The organism is Streptomyces sp. NPDC036813 (assembly GCF_055609245.1).
In genome coordinates this window covers 837,543-856,165 of record NZ_JBVJPV010000001.1, presented here as the reverse complement: position 1 = coordinate 856,165, position 18,623 = coordinate 837,543, and the positions used below count along the sequence as shown (strand labels likewise).

At 72.9% G+C, this 18,623-nt stretch carries 17 protein-coding genes; 12 read left to right on the top strand and 5 right to left on the bottom strand.

The window, feature by feature from the left end:
* Positions 1-65 precede the first annotated feature (65 nt).
* Complete coding sequence (locus tag ACZ67Q_RS03710) at positions 66-2,204, top strand: ATP-binding SpoIIE family protein phosphatase (RefSeq protein ID WP_471175780.1); 2,139 nt, start codon at positions 66-68, stop codon at positions 2,202-2,204.
* Between the two features lie 139 nt (positions 2,205-2,343).
* A complete protein-coding gene (locus ACZ67Q_RS03705) occupies positions 2,344-3,009 on the top strand; it encodes a DUF1345 domain-containing protein (RefSeq protein WP_471175778.1) in 666 nt (221 codons plus the stop codon).
* Between the two features lie 40 nt (positions 3,010-3,049).
* Here ACZ67Q_RS03705 and ACZ67Q_RS03700 read toward each other — a convergent pair whose 3' ends face one another.
* Complete coding sequence (locus ACZ67Q_RS03700; protein ID WP_471175776.1) at positions 3,050-3,778, bottom strand: gamma-glutamyl-gamma-aminobutyrate hydrolase family protein; 729 nt, start codon at positions 3,776-3,778, stop codon at positions 3,050-3,052.
* Positions 3,779-3,836: 58 nt separating this feature from the next.
* Positions 3,837-5,303 (bottom strand): ethanolamine permease, encoded by a 1,467-nt coding sequence (eat, locus tag ACZ67Q_RS03695; protein WP_471175774.1) that lies wholly within the window; start codon positions 5,301-5,303, stop codon positions 3,837-3,839.
* A gap of 146 nt (positions 5,304-5,449) precedes the next feature.
* On the opposite strand from eat, the gene ACZ67Q_RS03690 reads away from it, so the two are divergent.
* The 5 genes from ACZ67Q_RS03690 to ACZ67Q_RS03670 all read left to right on the top strand — a co-directional run bounded on the left by ACZ67Q_RS03690 (position 5,450) and on the right by ACZ67Q_RS03670 (position 10,991).
* Positions 5,450-6,814 (top strand): glutamine synthetase family protein, encoded by a 1,365-nt coding sequence (locus tag ACZ67Q_RS03690; RefSeq protein ID WP_471175772.1) that lies wholly within the window; start codon positions 5,450-5,452, stop codon positions 6,812-6,814.
* Positions 6,815-6,822: 8 nt separating this feature from the next.
* On the top strand, positions 6,823-8,256 hold the full coding sequence (locus ACZ67Q_RS03685; RefSeq protein ID WP_471175770.1) for an aldehyde dehydrogenase family protein: 1,434 nt from the start codon (positions 6,823-6,825) through the stop codon (positions 8,254-8,256).
* Entirely contained in the window at positions 8,253-9,035 is a 783-nt protein-coding gene (locus tag ACZ67Q_RS03680; protein ID WP_471175768.1) for a 3-oxoacyl-ACP reductase, read from the top strand. The genes ACZ67Q_RS03685 and ACZ67Q_RS03680 overlap by 4 nt, the downstream gene beginning before the upstream one ends.
* 99 nt (positions 9,036-9,134) lie before the next feature.
* On the top strand, positions 9,135-10,436 hold the full coding sequence (locus tag ACZ67Q_RS03675; protein WP_471175766.1) for a haloacid dehalogenase-like hydrolase: 1,302 nt from the start codon (positions 9,135-9,137) through the stop codon (positions 10,434-10,436).
* A 69-nt stretch (positions 10,437-10,505) separates the two neighbouring features.
* Entirely contained in the window at positions 10,506-10,991 is a 486-nt protein-coding gene (locus ACZ67Q_RS03670) for a peptidylprolyl isomerase (RefSeq protein ID WP_361628824.1), read from the top strand.
* Between the two features lie 13 nt (positions 10,992-11,004).
* Here the strand turns inward: ACZ67Q_RS03670 and ACZ67Q_RS03665 are convergent, their stop codons facing one another.
* Complete coding sequence (locus ACZ67Q_RS03665) at positions 11,005-11,613, bottom strand: TetR/AcrR family transcriptional regulator (protein ID WP_471175764.1); 609 nt, start codon at positions 11,611-11,613, stop codon at positions 11,005-11,007.
* A gap of 91 nt (positions 11,614-11,704) precedes the next feature.
* Between ACZ67Q_RS03665 and ACZ67Q_RS03660 the strand changes: the two genes are divergently transcribed.
* Together ACZ67Q_RS03660 and ACZ67Q_RS03655 are read left to right on the top strand one after the other, a co-directional pair.
* On the top strand, positions 11,705-12,100 hold the full coding sequence (locus tag ACZ67Q_RS03660) for a DUF4345 domain-containing protein (RefSeq protein ID WP_471175762.1): 396 nt from the start codon (positions 11,705-11,707) through the stop codon (positions 12,098-12,100).
* Between the two features lie 227 nt (positions 12,101-12,327).
* Positions 12,328-13,320, top strand: a complete 993-nt coding sequence (locus tag ACZ67Q_RS03655) for a pentapeptide repeat-containing protein (RefSeq protein ID WP_471175761.1) — start codon at positions 12,328-12,330, stop codon at positions 13,318-13,320.
* Positions 13,321-13,586: 266 nt separating this feature from the next.
* Here the strand turns inward: ACZ67Q_RS03655 and ACZ67Q_RS03650 are convergent, their stop codons facing one another.
* Positions 13,587-15,491 carry an ABC transporter ATP-binding protein gene (locus tag ACZ67Q_RS03650; RefSeq protein ID WP_471176042.1) on the bottom strand — a complete coding sequence of 635 codons (1,905 nt, stop codon included), beginning with the start codon at positions 15,489-15,491 and terminating at the stop codon, positions 13,587-13,589.
* Positions 15,492-15,641: 150 nt separating this feature from the next.
* On the opposite strand from ACZ67Q_RS03650, the gene ACZ67Q_RS03645 reads away from it, so the two are divergent.
* Together ACZ67Q_RS03645 and ACZ67Q_RS03640 are read left to right on the top strand one after the other, a co-directional pair.
* Positions 15,642-16,616, top strand: coding sequence for a lysylphosphatidylglycerol synthase transmembrane domain-containing protein (locus tag ACZ67Q_RS03645; protein WP_471175759.1), 975 nt, complete (start codon positions 15,642-15,644; stop codon positions 16,614-16,616).
* A 93-nt stretch (positions 16,617-16,709) separates the two neighbouring features.
* Positions 16,710-17,474 carry a crotonase/enoyl-CoA hydratase family protein gene (locus ACZ67Q_RS03640; protein WP_471175757.1) on the top strand — a complete coding sequence of 255 codons (765 nt, stop codon included), beginning with the start codon at positions 16,710-16,712 and terminating at the stop codon, positions 17,472-17,474.
* A 58-nt stretch (positions 17,475-17,532) separates the two neighbouring features.
* Here the strand turns inward: ACZ67Q_RS03640 and ACZ67Q_RS03635 are convergent, their stop codons facing one another.
* Positions 17,533-18,006: a molybdopterin-binding protein gene (locus ACZ67Q_RS03635; protein ID WP_471176039.1), complete on the bottom strand. Its 474-nt coding sequence runs from the start codon at positions 18,004-18,006 to the stop codon at positions 17,533-17,535.
* 209 nt (positions 18,007-18,215) lie between these two features.
* Between ACZ67Q_RS03635 and ACZ67Q_RS03630 the strand changes: the two genes are divergently transcribed.
* Positions 18,216-18,602 carry a nuclear transport factor 2 family protein gene (locus ACZ67Q_RS03630; RefSeq protein ID WP_471175755.1) on the top strand — a complete coding sequence of 129 codons (387 nt, stop codon included), beginning with the start codon at positions 18,216-18,218 and terminating at the stop codon, positions 18,600-18,602.
* Positions 18,603-18,623 lie beyond the last annotated feature (21 nt).

Genomic DNA, 18,623 nt, shown 5'->3' with positions numbered 1-18,623 from the left:
CCTGCGCCGCCTCGAGGGGCCCCGCTGGAGGGGCGCGGACCGGGGAGCTTCGGTACGTTTCCGGTATGGGCATCGATGTCGACGCGTTCCTCCGTCGTCTGGCTCAAGAGCTCAGACCGCGAGCGGTGGAGTCGGCCGACCTGCTGCTGCAACGCCTGAGCGTCGACATGCCCGAGCTGTGGGAGCACGAGGAGATCGCCGCGCTCGCGCTGGAGGAGACGGCCGGGCACATCCTCAGGTTCCTCGACGTGCTCGAAGGGCGTATCGACGTCACCGAGGTCGAGGCGCCACCCGAGGCACTGGAGATCGCCCGCCAGGCCGCCCGGCGCGGCGTGCCGATCAGTTGGCTGCTGCGCTCCTACCGTCTCGGCCACATGATTCTGGTCCAGCTGTTCCAGGGCGAGGCGGTCCGGCTCACCGACGACTGGGAGCTGATGAACGCCGCGGCCATGCGGCTGATCGGGGCGGCCTTCGCCTACGTCGACCGCGGCTCGGAGCAGGTCGTCACGGCCTACCAGGAGGAGCGCGACCGGCGGCTGCAGCGACGGCTGCTGCTGGTCAACGAGGCGAGCCGGCGGATCGGGACGTCGCTCGACACCGCCCGGACCGCCGAGGAGCTGGCGGAGTTCGGCACCGACGACTTCGCCGACCTGGTCACCGTCGACCTCCTCGACTCCCTCCTGCACGACGGCGACGCCCATCCGCCGGCCGCCCCGGCACGCACGCCGGTGCTGCGCCGTATCGCCCAGCGTTCGGCGCTGGACCACGACGCGGATCTGCCGGTCGCGACCGGCCGGACGCACACCTACCCGGCGGAGTCGGAACCGGCGCGGGCACTGGCCTCGGGACAGCCGCGCCTGTACGGCGCCACGGAGCCCGCGTCCGGTCATCACTCGGCCCTGCTGCTTCCCCTGCGGGCCCGCGGCAGCACCCTCGGCCTCGCCCAGTTCCTCCGTCGCCGCACCGCGGCCCCCTTCGACGACGACGACCTCCTGCTGGCCCAGGAGATCGCGGCGCTGGCGGCGGTGTCCATCGACAACGCCCGCCGGTACAGCCAGGAGCGCGCCACCGCCCTCACCCTCCAGCGCAGCCTGCTGCCGCAGCGCGCGGTGGAGCAGTCCGCCGTCGACACGGCGTCCCGCTATCTGCCGAGCGGTGCGCGGGCCGGCGTCGGCGGTGACTGGTACGACGTGATCCCGCTGTCCGGGGCGCGGGTCGCCCTCGTCGTCGGCGATGTCGTGGGCCGCGGTCTGCACGCCGCCGCCACCATGGGCCGTCTGCGCACGGCCGTCCGGTCCTTCGCGGACATCGATCTGATGCCCGACGAACTCCTCACGCATCTGGACGACGTGGTCATCCGCCTGCAGCGCGAGGAGGCGCGGGACGACGGCGAGTTGAGCGCCACGTGTTTGTACGCCGTCTACGATCCGGTGTCCCGTCTGTGCACGCTGGCCAGCGCCGGCCACGTGGCGCCCGCGGTGGCGACTCCCCCCGTGGCCCGGGAGCCGGGCTCGACATGGTCGGTCGACTTTCCCGAGATGGAGATCGGTCCGCCCCTGGGGCTGGGCGGACTCCCCTTCGAGACGGCTCAGTTGGAGCTGGCGGAGGGCAGTCTGCTGACCCTGTACACCGACGGTCTCATCCAGAGCCGTGGCCGTGACGTCGACGCCGCGCGCGCCGCGCTGTGCGACGCCCTCACCGACGGGCCGGACAAGCCGGAGGAGATCTGCGACCGGCTGCTCGCCGCCGTACTGCCCAGCAACCGCTCCGACGACGTCGCCCTGCTGGTGGCGCGGACCCGGGCCCTGGACCCGGGCCATGTCACCACGCTCGATCTGCCCCCGGATCCGGCGGCCGTGGCCGGCGCCCGCGCCCACACGTCCCGCGCGCTGACCGCCTGGGGACTCGAGGACGCGTCCTTCGCCACGGAGTTGATCGTCAGCGAGCTGGTCACCAACGCGATCCGCTACGGCAAGGGCCCGATCCAGCTGCGGCTGATCCTTCAGTCCACGCTGACGTGCGAGGTCTTCGACGCGAACAGCACCTCGCCGCACCTGCGCCACGCCCGCACCTTCGACGAGGGCGGGCGCGGCCTGCTGCTGGTGGCCCAGCTCGCCGAGCGCTGGGGCACCCGGCACACCCGCGAGGGCAAGGTCATCTGGGCGGAACAGACGCTGCCCGCCGAGGCGGACGGCTCGCCCTGACGACAGCGGACTTCGCGGCGGCGCCCCGCCGGCCGGCGCTGCCGGGATCTTCACCCCGGCGCTGCGCGGCTGACCCGTCCGCCGACGTGTGCCGCCGTACACTGCTGCCCGCCGAGATCGCGTTCGAGGGAGTCCGCTGGTGCATTCCTGGCTCTCCGAACGCCGGCGCGCGGCGGTGAGCACGAGTACGGCGGTGGCCGTGCTCGTGGCAGCCCTGGTACTCAACAGCCGGTCGCCGTGGATCTCCGGGGCGGACGTCGGCGTACTGGTGATGTTCGTCTATCTCGCCTGCTATCTCACCGTCACGATCGTGGCCTTCACGTCCGCCGGTCCGGAACAGATCCGCGCCTGGGCCGACCGCTCCGCGCGGGGCACGGTGTTGCAGCGTTACGTCCTCGGCACGGCACCCGGCCCGGGGGTCTCGCTCCTCATCGGGGCCTGCGCGCTGGTGGTGGCGGTGGTGTGGCGGCCGGGCCACCTCGGCTCGGCGCTGCCCGCGGCCGTGCGGGTGGTGGCGACGCTGGCCCTGGTGGTGTGCGCCTGGGTCTGCGTGATGCTGTCGTTCGCGGTCGCCTTCCACGCCGACAACCTCGTGGAGGACGGGCGGGCGCTGGAGTTCCCCGGCGAGGACTCCCCCGCCTGGGCGGACTACGTCTACTTCGCCCTGTCGGTCATGACGACGTTCGGCACGACCGACGTCAACGTGACCTCCCGGGAGATGCGCCGGACGGTGGCGGCGAACGCGGTCATCGCCTTCGTCTTCAACACGGTCACGGTGGCGAACCTGGTGGCCGCCCTCACCTAGGGCCTGTCCCCTCAGCGGCGGACCTCGTGTCCGCGCCGGCTCACGCCCGCTCCGGCGGCTCCCGCCGGGTCCGAGCGGCGGCGATCAGGGCCTCCATCACCCGTAGGTCGGTTCCGGCTTCCGGATGCCACTGCACGCCGATGGCGAATCGGCCGGGGTCCGGCAGCTCGACGGCCTCGACGGTGCCGTCCTCGGCATGGCAGCTCGCCGTCAGGCCGTCGGCCAGCCGGTCCAGGGCCTGGTGGTGGTAGCTCGCCACGGCGACGGCCTCCGGCAGTGCCGCGGCCAGCAGGGTGCCCGGCACCGGCTTGACCACGTGCCGTGCGAACTCCCCGGGCGGGCCGCAGTGCCCGCCGTGTCCGACCACGTCGGGCAGATGCTGCACGAGCGTGCCGCCGAGGGCCACGTTGAGCAGCTCCATGCCCCGGCAGATACCGAGCAGTGGCGTGCCCCGGTCGAGCGCGGCCTCGATCAGGGCGAGTTCCCAGGCGTCCCGCCGCTCGTGGGCGGGGCCGGTGCGCGGGTGGCGATCGGCGCCGTAGCGGACGGGGTCGACGTCGGGGCCGCCGGCGATGACCAGGCCGTCCAGGCGGGCGACGGTCTCATCGGCGGCCCCCGGGTCGTCCGGCGGCAGCAGGACCGCCAGCCCGCCGCAGCGCTGCACCAGCTCGTGGTAGCCGGCCGGGAGCACGGCGGCGGGCAGGTCCCACACGCCCCAGCGCACGGAGGACTCGAGGTAGGTGCTGATGCCGATGCAGGGCGTGGACACGGGGAGCTTTCCTTCCGGGCGTCGGGCGGGGAGCTTTCGTTCCGGGCGTCGGGCGGGGTCAGTCGCGTTCGAGTTCGGCCTCAGCCTGCGCCAGCGCGGCGAACTCCTCCTCGGGAGCGGAGGCCACGAGACGGTGCCGACTGTAGAGGGCGAAGTAGGCGAGGGCGACCGCGTACACGGCCAGCGCGATCAAAGCGGCGGTCTTGTCCACCAGGAAGGTCGCGGCGAGCGCGGCGCACGCCAGGACGAGGGCCACACAGGAGGTCAGCACGCCGCCCGGGGTGCGGTACGGCCGCGGCAGACCGGGTTCGCGACGGCGCAGCACGATGTGGGAGAGCGCCATCAGGGCGTAGGAGATGGTCGCGCCGAACACGGCGACGTTGAGCATGCGGGCGCCGTCGCCGGTCGCGGCGGCGAGCGCGAAGCCGAGCGCGCCGGGCACCGCCAGGCCGAGGTAGGGCGCCTTGCGCCGGCTGGTCAGGGACAGGAAGCGGGGCAGGTAGCCGGCCCGGGAGAGGGCGAACAGCTGCCGGGAGCCCGCGTAGATGAGGGAGAAGAAGGAGGCGACGAGCCCGGCGAGGCCCGCGTAGTTGACGAACCGGCTCAGCGCCGTGGGCCCGTCGTCCCCTTCCAGCGCCGCGACCAGCGGATTGCCGGCGTCCTTGATCGCCGCGGAGCCGTGCGCCCCGGTGGCGGCGAGGAAGGTGACCAGCGCCAGGACGAGCAGGATGCCGATGGACAGGGCCATGGCCTTCGGCAGGGAGCGCGCCGGGTCCTTCGTCTCCTCGGCGGCCAGCGGCACCCCTTCGACGCCGAGGAAGAACCACATCCCGAAGGGGAAGGCGGCCCAGATGCCGAGGAGTCCGTAGGGCAACCAGGAGTTCGCGGCGAAGGCTGTGTGGTCGACGGGGATGTCGTCGAGCCGGCCGGCGTCGAAATGGGTGAGGGCGCCGACGGCGAAGACGATCAGCGCGGCGACCGCGATGCCGGTGACGACGAAGCTGAAGCGCAGGGCCTCGCCGACGCCCCACAGATGGATGCCGATGAACAGGGCGAAGCACGCGAGGTACACGGGCCGGCCGGAGGCCAGCCCGAACAGGTGCAGGGACTCGACGTAGTCGCCGATGAAGATGGCGATGGCGGCCGGGGCGAGGACGTACTCGATGAGGATCGCGGTGCCCGTGAGGAACCCGCCCCAGGGGCCGAGCGCCCGCCGGGCGAAGCCGTAGCCGCCGCCGGCCGTGGGCAGTACCGCGGCCATCTCGGCCTGCGAGAAGACCAGACAGGTGTACATCACGCCCATCAGCAGGGCGGCGGCTGCCAGCCCGCCGAATCCGGCCTCCGCGAGACCGAAGTTCCAGCCGGCGTAGTCGCCGGAGACAACGTAGGCCACACCGAGGCCGGTCAGCAGCAGCCAGCCGGCACTGCCCCGGCGCAGCGTGCGCCGCTCGAGATAGGCGTCGTCCGGCGACGGCGGTGCCGTGGGGGAAGACGGTGTCACGCGTGCGTCGGTGCCCTCGCTCATGGGCCGAGCTCCCTACCTCGAAGAAAGGTACGGATACACACCTTTGCGGCCCTGGGGGCGGAGCGCAAGACCTTTGAGCTCTTCCTTTTCAAAGGTCTGTGTGCGTACCTTAGGGCCTCCGTCCGCACCGACAGGAGGCCGTTCCCGTGGCTGACCGTACGCCCCCGCTCAGCGTCGACGACCTGGTGACACTCGTCGACACCGGGGAGATCCACACTGTCGTCCTCGCCTTCACCGACATGCAGGGAAGGCTCCAGGGCAAGCGGTTCGCCGCGCGCTTCTTCCTCGACGAGGTCCTCCGAAACGGCACCGAGGGCTGCAACTACCTGCTCGCGGTGGACACCGACATGAACACCGTCGGCGGCTACGCCATGTCCTCCTGGGAGCGCGGCTACGGCGACTTCGCGATGCACGCCGACCCGGCGACCCTGCGCCGCACGCCGTGGGACGCGGGCACCGCGCTGCTGCTCGCCGATCTGGCCTGGCACGACGGCTCCCCGGTGGTGGCCTCCCCGCGGCAGATCCTGCGCCGCCAGCTGGACCGGCTCGCCGAGCACGGCTGGACCGCGTACGCGGGCACCGAGCTGGAGTTCATGGTCTTCAAGGACACCTATGAGGCGGCCTGGTCGCGCGGCTACCGCGAGATGACCCCGGCCAACCAGTACAACGTCGACTACTCGCTGCTCGGCACCGCCCGCGTCGAGCCGCTGCTGGCGCGCATCCGGAACGAGATGGGTGCGGCGGGCCTGACCGTGGAGTCCGCCAAGGGCGAGTGCAACCTCGGACAGCACGAGATCGCCTTCCGCTACGACGAGGCCCTGACCACCTGCGACCAGCACGGCATCTACAAGACCGGCGCCAAGACCATCGCCGCGCAGGAGGGCGTGTCCCTCACCTTCATGGCCAAGTGGGACGAACGCGAGGGCAACTCCTGCCACATCCACCTCTCGCTGCGCGACGAGGCCGGCCGTCCCGTCCTCGCGGGCGACGGGCCGTACGGGATGTCCCGGCTGATGGAGCACTTCCTGGCCGGGCAGCTGGCGGCGATGCGGGACTTCACCCTGCTGTACGCGCCGAACATCAACTCCTACAAGCGGTTCCGCCCCGGCTCCTTCGCGCCGACGGCCGTCGCCTGGGGCCCCGACAACCGCACCTGCGCCCTGCGGGTGATCGGCCACGGCCCCGGGCACCGCATGGAGAACCGGCTGCCCGGCGGTGACGTGAACCCGTATCTGGCGGTCGCCGGCATGGTCGCGGCCGGGCTCTACGGCGTCGAGCACGAGCTGGCGCTGCCCGAGGCGTGCACCGGCAACGCGTACACGGGCGATGCCCGGCACGTGCCCGGCACCCTGCGGGAGGCCGCCGAGCTGTGGCAGTCCTCCCCGATCGCGCGGGCCGCCTTCGGCGACGAGGTGGTCGAGCACTACCTGAACATGGCCCGCGTCGAGCTGGACGCCTTCGGCTCCGCCGTCACCGACTGGGAGCGTTTCCGTTCCTTCGAGCGCATGTGAGGAACCCCTTGTCCCACCACTCCCACCGCTCGGAGCACTCCGAGCACTCCGAACACTTCGAGCCCCCCGAGCCCTTCGAGCACGAGGTCGTCAATCCGGCGACCGAGGAGGTCGTCGCCACCGTCCCGGCCACGAGCGCGGCGCAGGTCGGCGAGGCCGTCGCCCGCGCGGCGCGCGCCCAGAGCGCCTGGGCCGCCCTCGCGCCCGGCGACCGGGCCCGGCTGCTGCGCCGCTTCGCCGCCGTCATCGACGACCACCGGGAGCAACTGGCGAGGCTGGAGGTCCTCGAGGCGGGCCACCCGATCGGCAACGCCCGCTGGGAGGCCGGCAACGCCCGCGACCTGTTCGACTACGCGGCCGGTGGCGTCGAGCGCCTGACGGGCAGACAGATCCCGGTGGCGGGCGGCATGAACGTCACCTTCCACGAGCCGCTCGGGGTCGTGGCGGTGATCGCGCCGTGGAACTTCCCCCTGCCGATCGCCAGCTGGGGCGCCGCCCCGGCGCTGGCCGCGGGCAACGCCGTGCTGCTCAAGCCCGCCGAGAGCACCCCGCTGACGGCGATGCGGCTGGCCCGGCTCGCGCTGGAGGCCGGCCTGCCCGAGGGGCTGTTCCAGGTGCTCCCGGGCGCCGGCCCGGTCACCGGCGCCGCGCTCGTCGAGCACCCGGGCGTCGCCAAGGTGGTGTTCACCGGCTCCACCGCCGTCGGCAAACAGGTGCTGGCGAAGGGCTCGGCGCAGCTCAAGCGGGTGACCCTGGAACTCGGCGGCAAGAGCCCGAACATCGTCTTCGCCGACGCCGACCTGGAACAGGCCGCCGCCGCCGCGCCCGGTTCCTTCCTCGACAACACCGGCCAGGACTGCTGCGCCCGCAGCCGCATCCTCGTCCAGCGCGAGGTGTACGACCGCTTCCTGGAACTGCTCGAACCGGCTGTCAAGGACTGGCGGGTGGGCGATCCCGCGGACCCCGGCACCCGGATGGGCCCGCTGATCTCCGCCGCCCAGCGCGAGCGGGTGCGCTCCTACGTCCCCGACGGCGCCCCGGTCGTCATCCGCGGCGAGGCCCCCGACGGCAAGGGCTTCTGGTACCCGGCGACGGTCCTCGAGGGACGTCCGGACGACCGGGCGGCCGTCGAGGAGATCTTCGGCCCCGTCGCCGTCGTCCTGCCCTTCGACGACGAGGCGGAGGCCGTACGCCTGGCCAACGCGACCGACTACGGCCTGTCGGGCTCCCTGTGGACCCGGGACGTGGGCCGCGCGATCCGCGTCTCGCGGGCGGTCGCCGCCGGGAACCTGTCCGTCAACTCGCACTCCAGCGTCCGCTACTGGACCCCGTTCGGCGGGTTCAAGCAGTCCGGCATCGGCCGGGAACTGGGCCCCGACGCCCTCACCGCCTTCACCGAGACCAAGAACGTCTTCATCAGCACCGAGGAGAACCGACCGTGACCGAGTCCGCCATCTGCCGCCGCCTGGTCGGCCGTACCGCCGTCGTCACCGGAGCCGGCAGCGGCATCGGCCTGGCCACTGCGCGCCGTCTCGCCTCCGAGGGCGCGCACGTCGTGTGCGCCGACATCGACGCGGCCGCCGGCAAGGCCGCCGCCGACGAGGTAGGCGGGCTGTTCGTGCAGGTCGACGTCACCGACCCCGAGCAGGTCGAGGCGCTGTTCCGGGCCGCCTACGACACCTACGGCAGCGTCGATGTCGCCTTCAACAACGCGGGCATCTCGCCACCCGACGACGACTCCATCCTGGAGACCGGTCTGGAGGCCTGGAAGCGTGTCCAGGAGGTCAACCTCACCTCCGTCTACCTGTGCTGCAAGGCCGCCCTGCCGTACATGCGCCGCCAGGGCAAGGGCTCCATCATCAACACCGCGTCCTTCGTGGCCCGGATGGGTGCGGCGACCTCGCAGATCAGCTACACGGCCTCCAAGGGCGGCGTGCTCGCGATGTCCCGCGAACTCGGTGTCCAGTTCGCCCGGGAGGGCATCCGCGTCAACGCACTGTGCCCCGGTCCGGTCAACACCCCGCTGCTCAAGGAACTGTTCGCCAAGGACCCCGAGCGGGCCGCGCGCCGTCTCGTGCACGTGCCGGTGGGGCGGTTCGCCGAGCCGGAGGAGATGGCGGCCGCCGTCGCCTTCCTCGCCAGCGACGACTCCTCCTTCGTCAACGCCACCGACTTCCTCGTCGACGGCGGTATCGCGGGCGCGTACGTCACCCCGCTGTAGGCCCCGGCCTTCCCGCACGGCCGCCGGCCCGCTCGCAAGGCCGGCGGCCGTCCGACGTTGCGCAGCCCCAGCGTTCCGCACCCCGAGGAGGCGTATCCCGTGTCCCGCAAGAGACGTCGGCCGCTGGTGGCCGGCACCGCGCTGGCCCTGACCCTGATCGGCGGGTCCCTGGCAGCCGGCCGCCCCACCGAGGCGGAGCCCGCACCCCGCGCGTGCCCCGTCCTCGCCCCCTCGCCCGGCTGGTACGGCGACAACCGGGCCCGGCTCCAGCATCTGATCGACCGTCACGGCCGCTGCGGCGACCGGTCCCACGGCAGCGAGGACAAGCCCGTCGCCGTGTTCGACTGGGACAACACGGTCGTCAAGAACGACGTCGGTGACGCGACGATGTTCTGGCTGCTGCGCCACGACAGGGTCCGCCGGCCCGCCCACCGGGACTGGCACACCACCAGCCGCCACCTCAGCGACGCCGCCGCCCGCGCCCTCGCGGCCGCCTGCGGCACCTCCGGTCCGGCCGGCGCGCCGCTGCCCACCGCAACCGACACCGGCTGCGCCGACGAGATCCGATCGGTGTACTCCGACGGCGTCACGACCGGCGGTGAGCGCGCCTTCGCGGGCTTCGACCACCGCCGCACCGAGCCGCGGTACGCGTGGCTCGCGCAGCTGCTGCAGGGCTGGACGCCCCGCGAGGTCCGGGAGTTCGCCGCCGCGGCCCGGGCGGAGAACCTCGCGGCGCCGGTCGGCACCGAGCAGCGGGTCGGCAGCGGACGGGAGACCGGCTGGGTGCGCTACTACGCCGAGCAGCGCGACCTGATCCGCACGCTCCAGCGGTCCGGCTTCGACGTGTGGATCACCTCCGCCTCGCCCGAACCGGTCGTCGAGGTGTGGGCGCGCGGCGTCGGCGTCGACGCCGCGCACACCATCGGCATCCGCAGTGTCACCGCCGCCGGCCGGCTCACCGCGCATCTGAGGGGCTGCGGCACGGTCCGCGACGGCGAGGACACACTGATCCCGTACATCGACGGCAAGCGGTGCTGGATCAACATGGTGGTGTACGGCGTCCAGGGCGCGGCGGCCGAGCGGCCCCTGCCCGCGGACCGCCGGCAGGTCTTCGCGGCCGGCGACTCCGACACCGACGTCACCTTCCTGCGGGACGCCACTGCCCTGCGCCTGGTGCTCAACCGCAACAAGACCGAGCTGATGTGCCGGGCCTACGACGACGGCGACGGCCGCTGGATCGTCAACCCGATGTTCCTCCAGCCGAAGCCGCGCAGGGCCGACCCGTACCCGTGCGCCACGACCGGATACGAGAACCCGGACGGCACGCGTGGGCCGGTGCTCCGTCAGGACGGTTCTGCTGTGCCGGACCAGTGGGACACGGTGTACCCGCAGGGCCTGTGAAAGACTGACGTGTTTCCCGTGCCTGTTCGGGCAGGGGAGAGACGACGCACAGCGAGTGGAGAAGCAGTCATGACCAACGTCCGCCTTTCGACGACGATGGGCGACATCGTCCTCAGCCTCGACGACGCCAAGGCCCCGAAGACGGTCGAGAACTTCCTGGAGTACCTGAACAGCGGCCACTACGCAGGAACGATCTTCCACCGGGTCATCAACGGGTTCATGATCCAGGGCGGTGGCCACGGCACCGACATGCGCATCAAGCCCGCCCCGCGCACGGTGGAGAACGAGGCCAAGAACGGCCTGAAGAACGTCAAGTACAGCGTCGCCATGGCGCGGACGTCCGCTCCGCACTCGGCCAGCGCGCAGTTCTTCATCAACGTCAGCGACAACGACTTCCTGAACTACCCGGGCCAGGACGGCTGGGGTTACGCGGTCTTCGGCAAGGTCGTCGAGGGCCAGGACGTCGTCGACGCGATCGCGCAGGTCCCGACGGGTGCGCAGGACGTGCCCAAGGAGCAGGTCGTGATCAACTCCGCCGAGGTCGTGCAGGCCTGAGCCACGGCGGCTCTCAGTACGGCCGGCCGGGCGCCGGGTCCTCCTCCAGCAGGGGGCGCAAGGCGCCCAGCACGGCACCCACGCACACGTCCCGCAGTTCGGCGCGGGTGCACGTCGGCTCGGACAGCCAGTCCACGCACAGCACCTGGACGAAGACCAGCCAGCTCTTCAGCACACCGGAGACGGCCTGCCGGGTGCCGGCGTCGGTGACCGGCAGGACACCGAGCAGTCGCTCGCGCAGGGCGTCCAGTTCACCGGTGATGATCGTCTGGATCAGCCGGTCGCCGGCCAGGACCCGGTTGGCCGCCAGGACGGTGTTGCGGTTCTCCGCGAAGTACGCGATGTGCACGTCCAGGCCCTGGGCCAGCTGGTCCGCCAGGTCGTCCGCGGGGTCGAGCCGGGTCAGGTCGAGCAGCCGGTCGGCGACCTGCCGGTAGAGCGCGGCGAACAGGTCCCGCTTGCTCGGGAAGTACCGGTACAGCAGCGCGCGGGAGACGCCCGCACGCTCGGCCACGTCCTCCATCAGCACCTCGTCGTAGGGGCGCTCGGCGAACTGCCGTGCGGCGACGGCGAGGAGTTCGGCCCGGCGTTCGTCGGGGGTGAGGCGGCGGCGAGGCGACATGGGCGGCATGTTACTTGACATGCGTCTACTAGCAGCACCTACCCTGAGCGTGTTACTGGACGCGTGTCTACTAAGTGACGGGGGCATCGGCATGACGAGGGTCGGAGTGCTGCGGGGACTGGCTTGGGCGATGGGGTACGCGTGCGTGGCCATCGGTCTCTTCCATGTGCTGCTCGGGAACGCCGCGATCCCGGGCGCCGGTTCGGCCGGGCCGACCATCGACAGCTTCGGGCGGTTCATGGGCGCGATCTTCGCCGGGTACGGGCTGGCCTGGCTGTGGGCGGTACGGCAGTCCCCCGTTCCGGCAGCCGCGGTGCGGGTGCTCACCGCCGTGTTCCTGCTCGGCGGGGCCGCGCGGCTGCTGTCCCTCGCGGTCGAGGGCCGGCCGCACTGGTTCCAGCTGCTGCTGGCGATCGTGGAACTGGGGCTGTCCCCGCTGCTGTGGTGGCTGGCCGACAGCGAAGAGAAGGCCGCGGTCACGGCCTGAGGGCCGAGTGCCGGGAAGCCGGCGCTCACGCTCCGGCGGCCGAGTGCCGAGAAGCGCCGGTCACGGTCCGACGGCCGAGTACCGCAGCGGGAGCGGGGCAGCGCGGACCGTTGCCCCGGCCCGGGGCGGCCCGGCCGCGGCCCCGGGACGCTCTGCGAGAATGGAAGGCCGGTTTACCGAGCGCCGCAGACCGGCGGCGCTCGTCTCGTCCTTGGAGAGCACGCACGGTGTCCCGACAGCACGGAACCCCCTCCCCCGCCGGGGGCCGCAAGCGCCCCGCCCCGTCCGCCCGCCGGGGCGGATCCGACGTGGCGGGCGGCGGGCGCGGCGGACGCCGGGGGCCGCAGGCCCCGTCGTCCCAGGAGGCGGCGCGCGCCAAGGACGGGGCGCCCGCCGGCGGTGACCGGCCGCTGCCCGCGCCGCGCCGGGCGGACCTGCAGGCCGACTGCGCGTCGTGTTTCGGTCTGTGCTGCGTCGCGCTGCCCTTCGCCCGCTCCGCCGACTTCGCGGCCGACAAGCCGGCCGGGAAGGCGTGCGGGAACCTCCGGGCGGACTTCCGCTGCGGGATCCACGCCGACCTGCGCGAGCGGGGCTACCCCGGCTGCACCGTCTTCGACTGCTTCGGCGCGGGCCAGAAGGTCTCCCAGGTCACGTTCGGCGGCACGGACTGGCGCAGCGCGCCGGGTACGTCCGGGGCGATGTTCGCCGTCTTCCCTGTGATGCGGCAGCTGCACGAGCTGCTGTGGTACGTCACCGAAGCGCTCGGCCTCGCGGCGGCCCGGTCCGTCCACCGGGACCTGCGGCGTGCGTCGGGCCGGATCGAGGAACTCACCCGGGGCAGCGCCGAGGAGATCCGCGCGGTGGACGTGAACGCGCTGCGCGGCGAGGTGAACGAGCTGCTGCTGCGGGCGAGCGAGCTGACCCGGGGCGGGCTGCCCGGCCGGCGCCGCAACCACCGCGGGGCGGATCTGATGGGCGCCCGGCTGGCCGGTGCCGATCTGCGGGGTGCCAGTCTGCGCGGCGCGCTGCTGGTCGCGGCCGACCTCCAGCGCGCCGACCTGCGCTCGGCCGACCTGATCGGCGCGGACCTGCGCGACGCGGATGTCTCGGGCGCCGATCTCTCGGGCGCGCTCTTCGTCACCCAGGCCCAGCTGAACGCGGCCAGGGGCGACGCGTCGACGGTCCTGCCGACGGGACTGGAGCGGCCCGGGCACTGGTGACGCCGGGCGCGTGCGCCGGCCTGCCAGGCGTACGGCTCGGCGTCCGGCGGGATGACGCCCGGTGGCCGGTGAGTTCGGCCGTTCGGTGCACTTGAGATGCGGCGGTCGGGCGGGCGCTGTTGACTGAAGTCACCGGCACCGCAGCGCAATCCACGACTCCGGCCGGGCCGCGTCCGGAACCCCGAGACGGATCGCGGCCCGGCCGGTGCTCCGGCCCCGACTTCTCCGGCCCCGACCGGGTCCGGCCCCCCGCCCGGACGCCGCCGTCACGCCACGGTCTCCCCCGTCAGCCGCCCGGCGGCCCCGGCCGCGTCCTGCGCCCGGGCGAACTGCGTCCGGTGCAGTTCGGCGTACCGTCCGTCCGCCGCCAGCAGTTCCTCGTGCGTGCCGCGCTCCACGATGCGGCCCCCCTCCACCACCAGGATCACGTCGGCCGTCCGCACGGTCGACAGCCGGTGGGCGATGACGACGGCCGTGCGGTCCGCGAGGGCCTCCGTCAGCGCCTCCTGCACGGCCGCCTCCGAGGTGTTGTCGAGGTGGGCGGTGGCCTCGTCGAGGATGACCACGCGCTGGCGGGCGAGCAGCAGCCGGGCGATCGTCATGCGCTGGCGTTCGCCGCCGGAGAGCCGGTAACCGCGCTCGCCGACGACCGTGTCCAGGCCGTCGGGCAGGGAACGGACGAGGTCGTCCAGGCGGGCCCGGCGCAGCGCGTCCCACAGGTCGTCGTCGCTCGCCTCGGGACGGGCGAGCAGCAGGTTGGCGCGGACGCTGTCGTGGAAGAGGTGGCCGTCCTGGGTGACCATGCCGACGGCTCCGTGCAGCGAGCGGAAGGTGAGGTCGCGCACGTCGACGCCGCCGACTCTGACCGCGCCCGCGTCGGTGTCGTACAGCCGCGGCAGCAGTTGGGCGATGGTCGACTTGCCGGCGCCGGAGGACCCGACGAGGGCGACCGTCTGGCCGGGTTCGGCGCGGAAGGAGATGCCGTGCAGGACCTCGGCGCCGCCGCGGGTGTCGAGGGCGGCGACCTCCTCCAGGGAGGCGAGGGAGACCTGGTCGGCGGCCGGGTAGGCGAAGCGGACGTCGTCGAACTCGACGCCGACCGGCCCGTCGGGCACCTCGCGGGCGTCCGGCTTCTCCTCGATCAGCGGCTTCAGGTCGAGCACCTCGAAGACCCGCTCGAAGCTGACCAGCGCGCTCATCACTTCCACCCGGGCCCCGGCGAGCGCGGTGAGCGGCGCGTACAGCCGGGTCAGCAGCAGCGCGAGGGAGACGACGGCGCCCGCCTCCAGGGTGCCGCGCAGCGCGTAGAAGCCGCCGAGGCCGTAGACCAGGGCGAGGGCGAGCGCGGAGACCAGGGTCAGGGCGGTGATGAACGCGGACTGGGCGGTGGCGGTGCGGATGCCGATGTCGGCGACCCGCCGGGCGCGCAGCGCGAACTGCACGGACTCCTCGTCGGGCCGCCCGAACAGCTTGATCAGGGTGGCGCCCGGGGCCGAGAAGCGTTCGGTCATCCGCGTGCCCATCGCCGCGTTGAGCGTGGCGGCCTCCCGCTGCATGCGGGCCATGCGGCTGCCCATCCGCCGGGCCGGGATCACGAACACCGGCAGCAGCACCAGCGCGAGGAGGGTGATCTGCCAGGACAGCGTCAGCATGACCGCGAGTGTGAGCAGCAGCGTGACCAGGTTGCTGACCACGCCGGACAGGGTGTTGCTGAAGGCACGCTGGGCGCCGATGACGTCGTTGTTGAGCCGGGAGACCAGCGCTCCCGTACGGGTCCGTGTGAAGAACGCGACCGGCATGCGCTGCACATGATCGAACACAGCCGTCCGCAGATCGAGGATGAGTCCCTCGCCCAGCGTGGCCGACAGCCGCCGCGAGAGGATGCCCAGCGCGGCCTCGGCCACCGCGATGAGCGCGATGAGCAGGGCGAGGCGTACGACGTGGCCGGCCTCGCCGCCCGACACGATCGAGTCGACGACGCGTCCGGCGAGGATCGGGGTGGCCACGGCGAGCAGCGCGGTCCCCACCCCGAGCACCACGAACAGGGCGATACGCCGGCGGTGCGGGCGGGCGAAGGCGCCGATGCGGCGCAGCGTCGCAGGGTCGAAGGGGCGCCGCTCCTGCTGAGCGGTCATGACGCTGTGCAGCTGCGTCCAGGCGGTGGTTTCCATGCTCATGGACAGAAACGTAGAACCTCAATCATCGTTGAGGTCAATGTCCGCCGTCCGTCCCCCCGTTCGAAGGATCCGATGACCGTACGCAATGTGCCGTCCCCGCTTCCGCAACCCGCCGTTGGCACGGTGCCGAGAACCTCTCCCGATGTGACCGCAGTCCCCCTCCCCCCGCTGCCGCAGGGACGACTCCCCCGTCGCGTCCCCGTCCGGCAGGTGCTGTGTCTGCTCCCGCTCCTGCTCGTCGCCGTCGTCGCCGTGCGGCACCGCGCCACGCTCGCCGAAGGGCTCGGCCAGCTGCGCACGGCCGAGTGGCCGTGGCTGCTCGCCGCGGCCGGCGCGACCTGTCTGACCTGGGTGGCGGCCTCGTTCACCCGGCAGGGCGCACTCGTCGAGCGGCTGCCCCGGCGGCGGCTGCTGGCCACCCAGTTCGCGGCCGGCGCCGCCAACCATCTGCTGCCCACGGGTCTCGGCGCGAGCGCGGTCAATCTGCGCTTCATGACCGTGTGCGGGGTACCGCTGGCCCGCTCCTCGTCGGCCCTCGCGCTCTACATGCTCGCCGAGTGCGTGGGTCGGCTCGTGCTGCTGTCGGCGCTGCTGCTCGCCTTCCCGGGCGCCCTGCACCTCGGCACCCTGCTGCCCGACGGCGCGGTGCTGCCGCTGCTGGCGGCCGCCGCCGCGCTCGTCCTGGCGGCAGGCGCCGTGCTGGTCTGCGTGCGGCGACTGCGCACGGCCGTGCTCGGCTTCCTGCGCACCGCGCTCCACGAGGCCCGCGACGTGCACACGCGCCCCGCCCGCGCCCTGGCGCTGTGGGGCGGCTCGCTGGCCTTCCCGGCGCTGCAGGCGTCGGGTCTGGTCCTGGTCGGGCAGGCGCTGGACCTTCCCGTGTCGCCCGCGCACATCGCGGTGGCCTACCTCGCGGCGACCGTGGCGGTGGCGCTGGTGCCCACTCCGGGCGGGGTCGGCTCGGTGGAGGCCGCGCTGGTGGTGGCCCTGGTCGCGGCGGGCGGCCCGGCGGCCGTGGCGACGGCGGTGGTGCTGGCCTACCGGATCCTGACCGTGTGGCTGCCCCTGCTGCCGGGCGCGCTCACCCTCGGGGCGCTGGTCCGCCTGAAGGTGATCTGACACCGGCGGCCGTTCGAAGACGATCTGCGACCTGCGACTCGCGAGTAACCTGCGGGCGTCGCCGTACAGCGTCGCCCAGAAGGGGTTTCCGTCATGCCGGTCCGCGTCGAACGACGAGATCATGTCACCACGGTCGTCCTGTCCCGCCCCGAGGCGCGCAACGCCGTGGACGGGCCGACGGCCGCCGAACTGGCCGCGGCGTTCCGGGCCTTCGATGCGGACGACGAGGCGCGGGTGGCGGTGCTGTGGGGCGAGGGCGGCACGTTCTGCGCGGGCGCGGATTTGAAGGCGATGGGCGGGGAGCGGGGCAACCGGGTCGCCGAGGAAGGGGACGGGCCGATGGGGCCGACGCGGATGCGGCTGTCGAAGCCGGTGATCGCCGCCGTCGCCGGGCACGCGGTGGCCGGCGGTCTCGAGCTGGCGCTGTGGTGCGATCTGCGGATCGCCGAGGAGGACGCGGTGTTCGGCGTGTTCTGCCGCCGCTGGGGCGTGCCGCTGATCGACGGCGGCACGGTACGCCTGCCCCGGCTGATCGGCACCGGCCGCGCGCTGGACATGATCCTCACCGGCCGCCCGGTCCCGGCCCGCGAGGCGTACGAGATGGGGCTGGCCACGCGCGTGGTCCCCACCGGCACGGCACGCGCCGTCGCCGAGGAACTGGCCGCCGCCCTGGCCCGTTTCCCGCAGGACTGTCTGCGCTCCGACCGCGCGGCGGTCCTGGACCAGGAGGGGCTGGACGAGCGCGAGGCGCTGCGTGCCGAACTCGCCCACGGAACAGGGGTGCTGGAGCAGGCGATGAAGGGCGCCGGCCGGTTCGCGTCGGGTGCGGGACGGCACGGGGCGTTCGACGAGGACTGACCCCGCCGCCACGTGATGCCCGGGAACGCCCCTCGAAGCGCGATCGCCGCCGGGCCGCTCAGGAGGCCGTGCGGTAGCCGCCGTCCACGCGGATCGCGGTGATGCCGCTGATGTACCGGCCGCCGCAGCGGTCCTGGGGCAGCACCAGTTGCGGTCCGGCCCGGTCGAGCGGCACGCCGTCCGCCGCGACCGCCAGCAGCACGGGGACCCGCCCGAAGTCCGGGTCGATCTCGGCCCAGGACAGCAGGACACGGTGGCCGTCGGTGCCGGTCAGGGCGATCAGGAAACGCAGCCGGTCCTTGCGGCGGGCCGGGTCGAACCCGGGACCGGCGTCGGACAGCACGTCGTAGAGCAGCGGACCCTCGAACGTGTGGTCCTGCACCCCGCTGGTGGCGCATTCGAAGCTGACCCGTGCCGCGTGCAGGGGCCAGGCGAGCAGATCGGACACGGTGATCCGGGCCGGACGCGCGAGATCCCCGCTCAACGCGATCTCGGCGACCGGCCCGGCCGCCGCGACGTCCGGTTCCGTCATGGATGGGCTCACGGAGTACCACCTCCCGGTGGACCGTACCCGGACGGAGGCGCGAGAGAAACGCAAATGCCATCCAAAGACGGCGGCAACGCGCGCTTGTGCGATGCCACAAGGGGATCACGTCCCGCATCTGCGACGCGAACCGAGATGTGTGCCGCGCGCGGAGACCCGCTTGCGATCGCCTTGCTCACCTGGCCGAAGATGTCCGCATGGACCGAGAGACGGATGAGGTACGCGAAGCGATCGCCGGCGAGCTGCGCCTCATGGATCCCAGCGTGCGCAGTTCACGCTCGCTTGCCCAAGAGCTCCTGGACCCGGACTTCGTCGAGGTCGGCGCGTCAGGGCGGCGGTGGACGTACGAGGAGATGCTTGCCGCGCTGCCCGAGATGGACGGTGCGGCAGACGGCGGTCCACGTTACGAGCCCTCACACTTCAGCGGCGTCCTGCTGGCCCCCGGGCTCGTGCACCTCACCTACGAGACCACGCTGGACGGAAACCGGGCACGGCGCAGTTCGCTCTGGCGCAAGCAGGGCGCGGACGGCACCTGGCAGATGTACTACCACCAGGCCACGCCCGTCCCGCTCGACGGCGGGTGACCGCGCATCCCGGACGGTGAT

What these genes read in the sequence shown, in the direction of transcription:
- ACZ67Q_RS03665 (WP_471175764.1), bottom strand. Translation starts at nt 11,613, where the DNA reads ATGTCGCCTCGCCGCCGCCTCACCCCCGACGAACGCCGGGCCGAACTC.
- ACZ67Q_RS03660 (WP_471175762.1), top strand. Translation starts at nt 11,705, where the DNA reads ATGACGAGGGTCGGAGTGCTGCGGGGACTGGCTTGGGCGATGGGGTAC.
- ACZ67Q_RS03630 (WP_471175755.1), top strand. Translation starts at nt 18,216, where the DNA reads ATGGACCGAGAGACGGATGAGGTACGCGAAGCGATCGCCGGCGAGCTG.
- ACZ67Q_RS03640 (WP_471175757.1), top strand. Translation starts at nt 16,710, where the DNA reads ATGCCGGTCCGCGTCGAACGACGAGATCATGTCACCACGGTCGTCCTG.
- ACZ67Q_RS03670 (WP_361628824.1), top strand. Translation starts at nt 10,506, where the DNA reads ATGACCAACGTCCGCCTTTCGACGACGATGGGCGACATCGTCCTCAGC.
- ACZ67Q_RS03710 (WP_471175780.1), top strand. Translation starts at nt 66, where the DNA reads ATGGGCATCGATGTCGACGCGTTCCTCCGTCGTCTGGCTCAAGAGCTC.
- ACZ67Q_RS03635 (WP_471176039.1), bottom strand. Translation starts at nt 18,006, where the DNA reads ATGACGGAACCGGACGTCGCGGCGGCCGGGCCGGTCGCCGAGATCGCG.
- ACZ67Q_RS03650 (WP_471176042.1), bottom strand. Translation starts at nt 15,491, where the DNA reads ATGGAAACCACCGCCTGGACGCAGCTGCACAGCGTCATGACCGCTCAG.
- eat (WP_471175774.1), bottom strand. Translation starts at nt 5,303, where the DNA reads ATGAGCGAGGGCACCGACGCACGCGTGACACCGTCTTCCCCCACGGCA.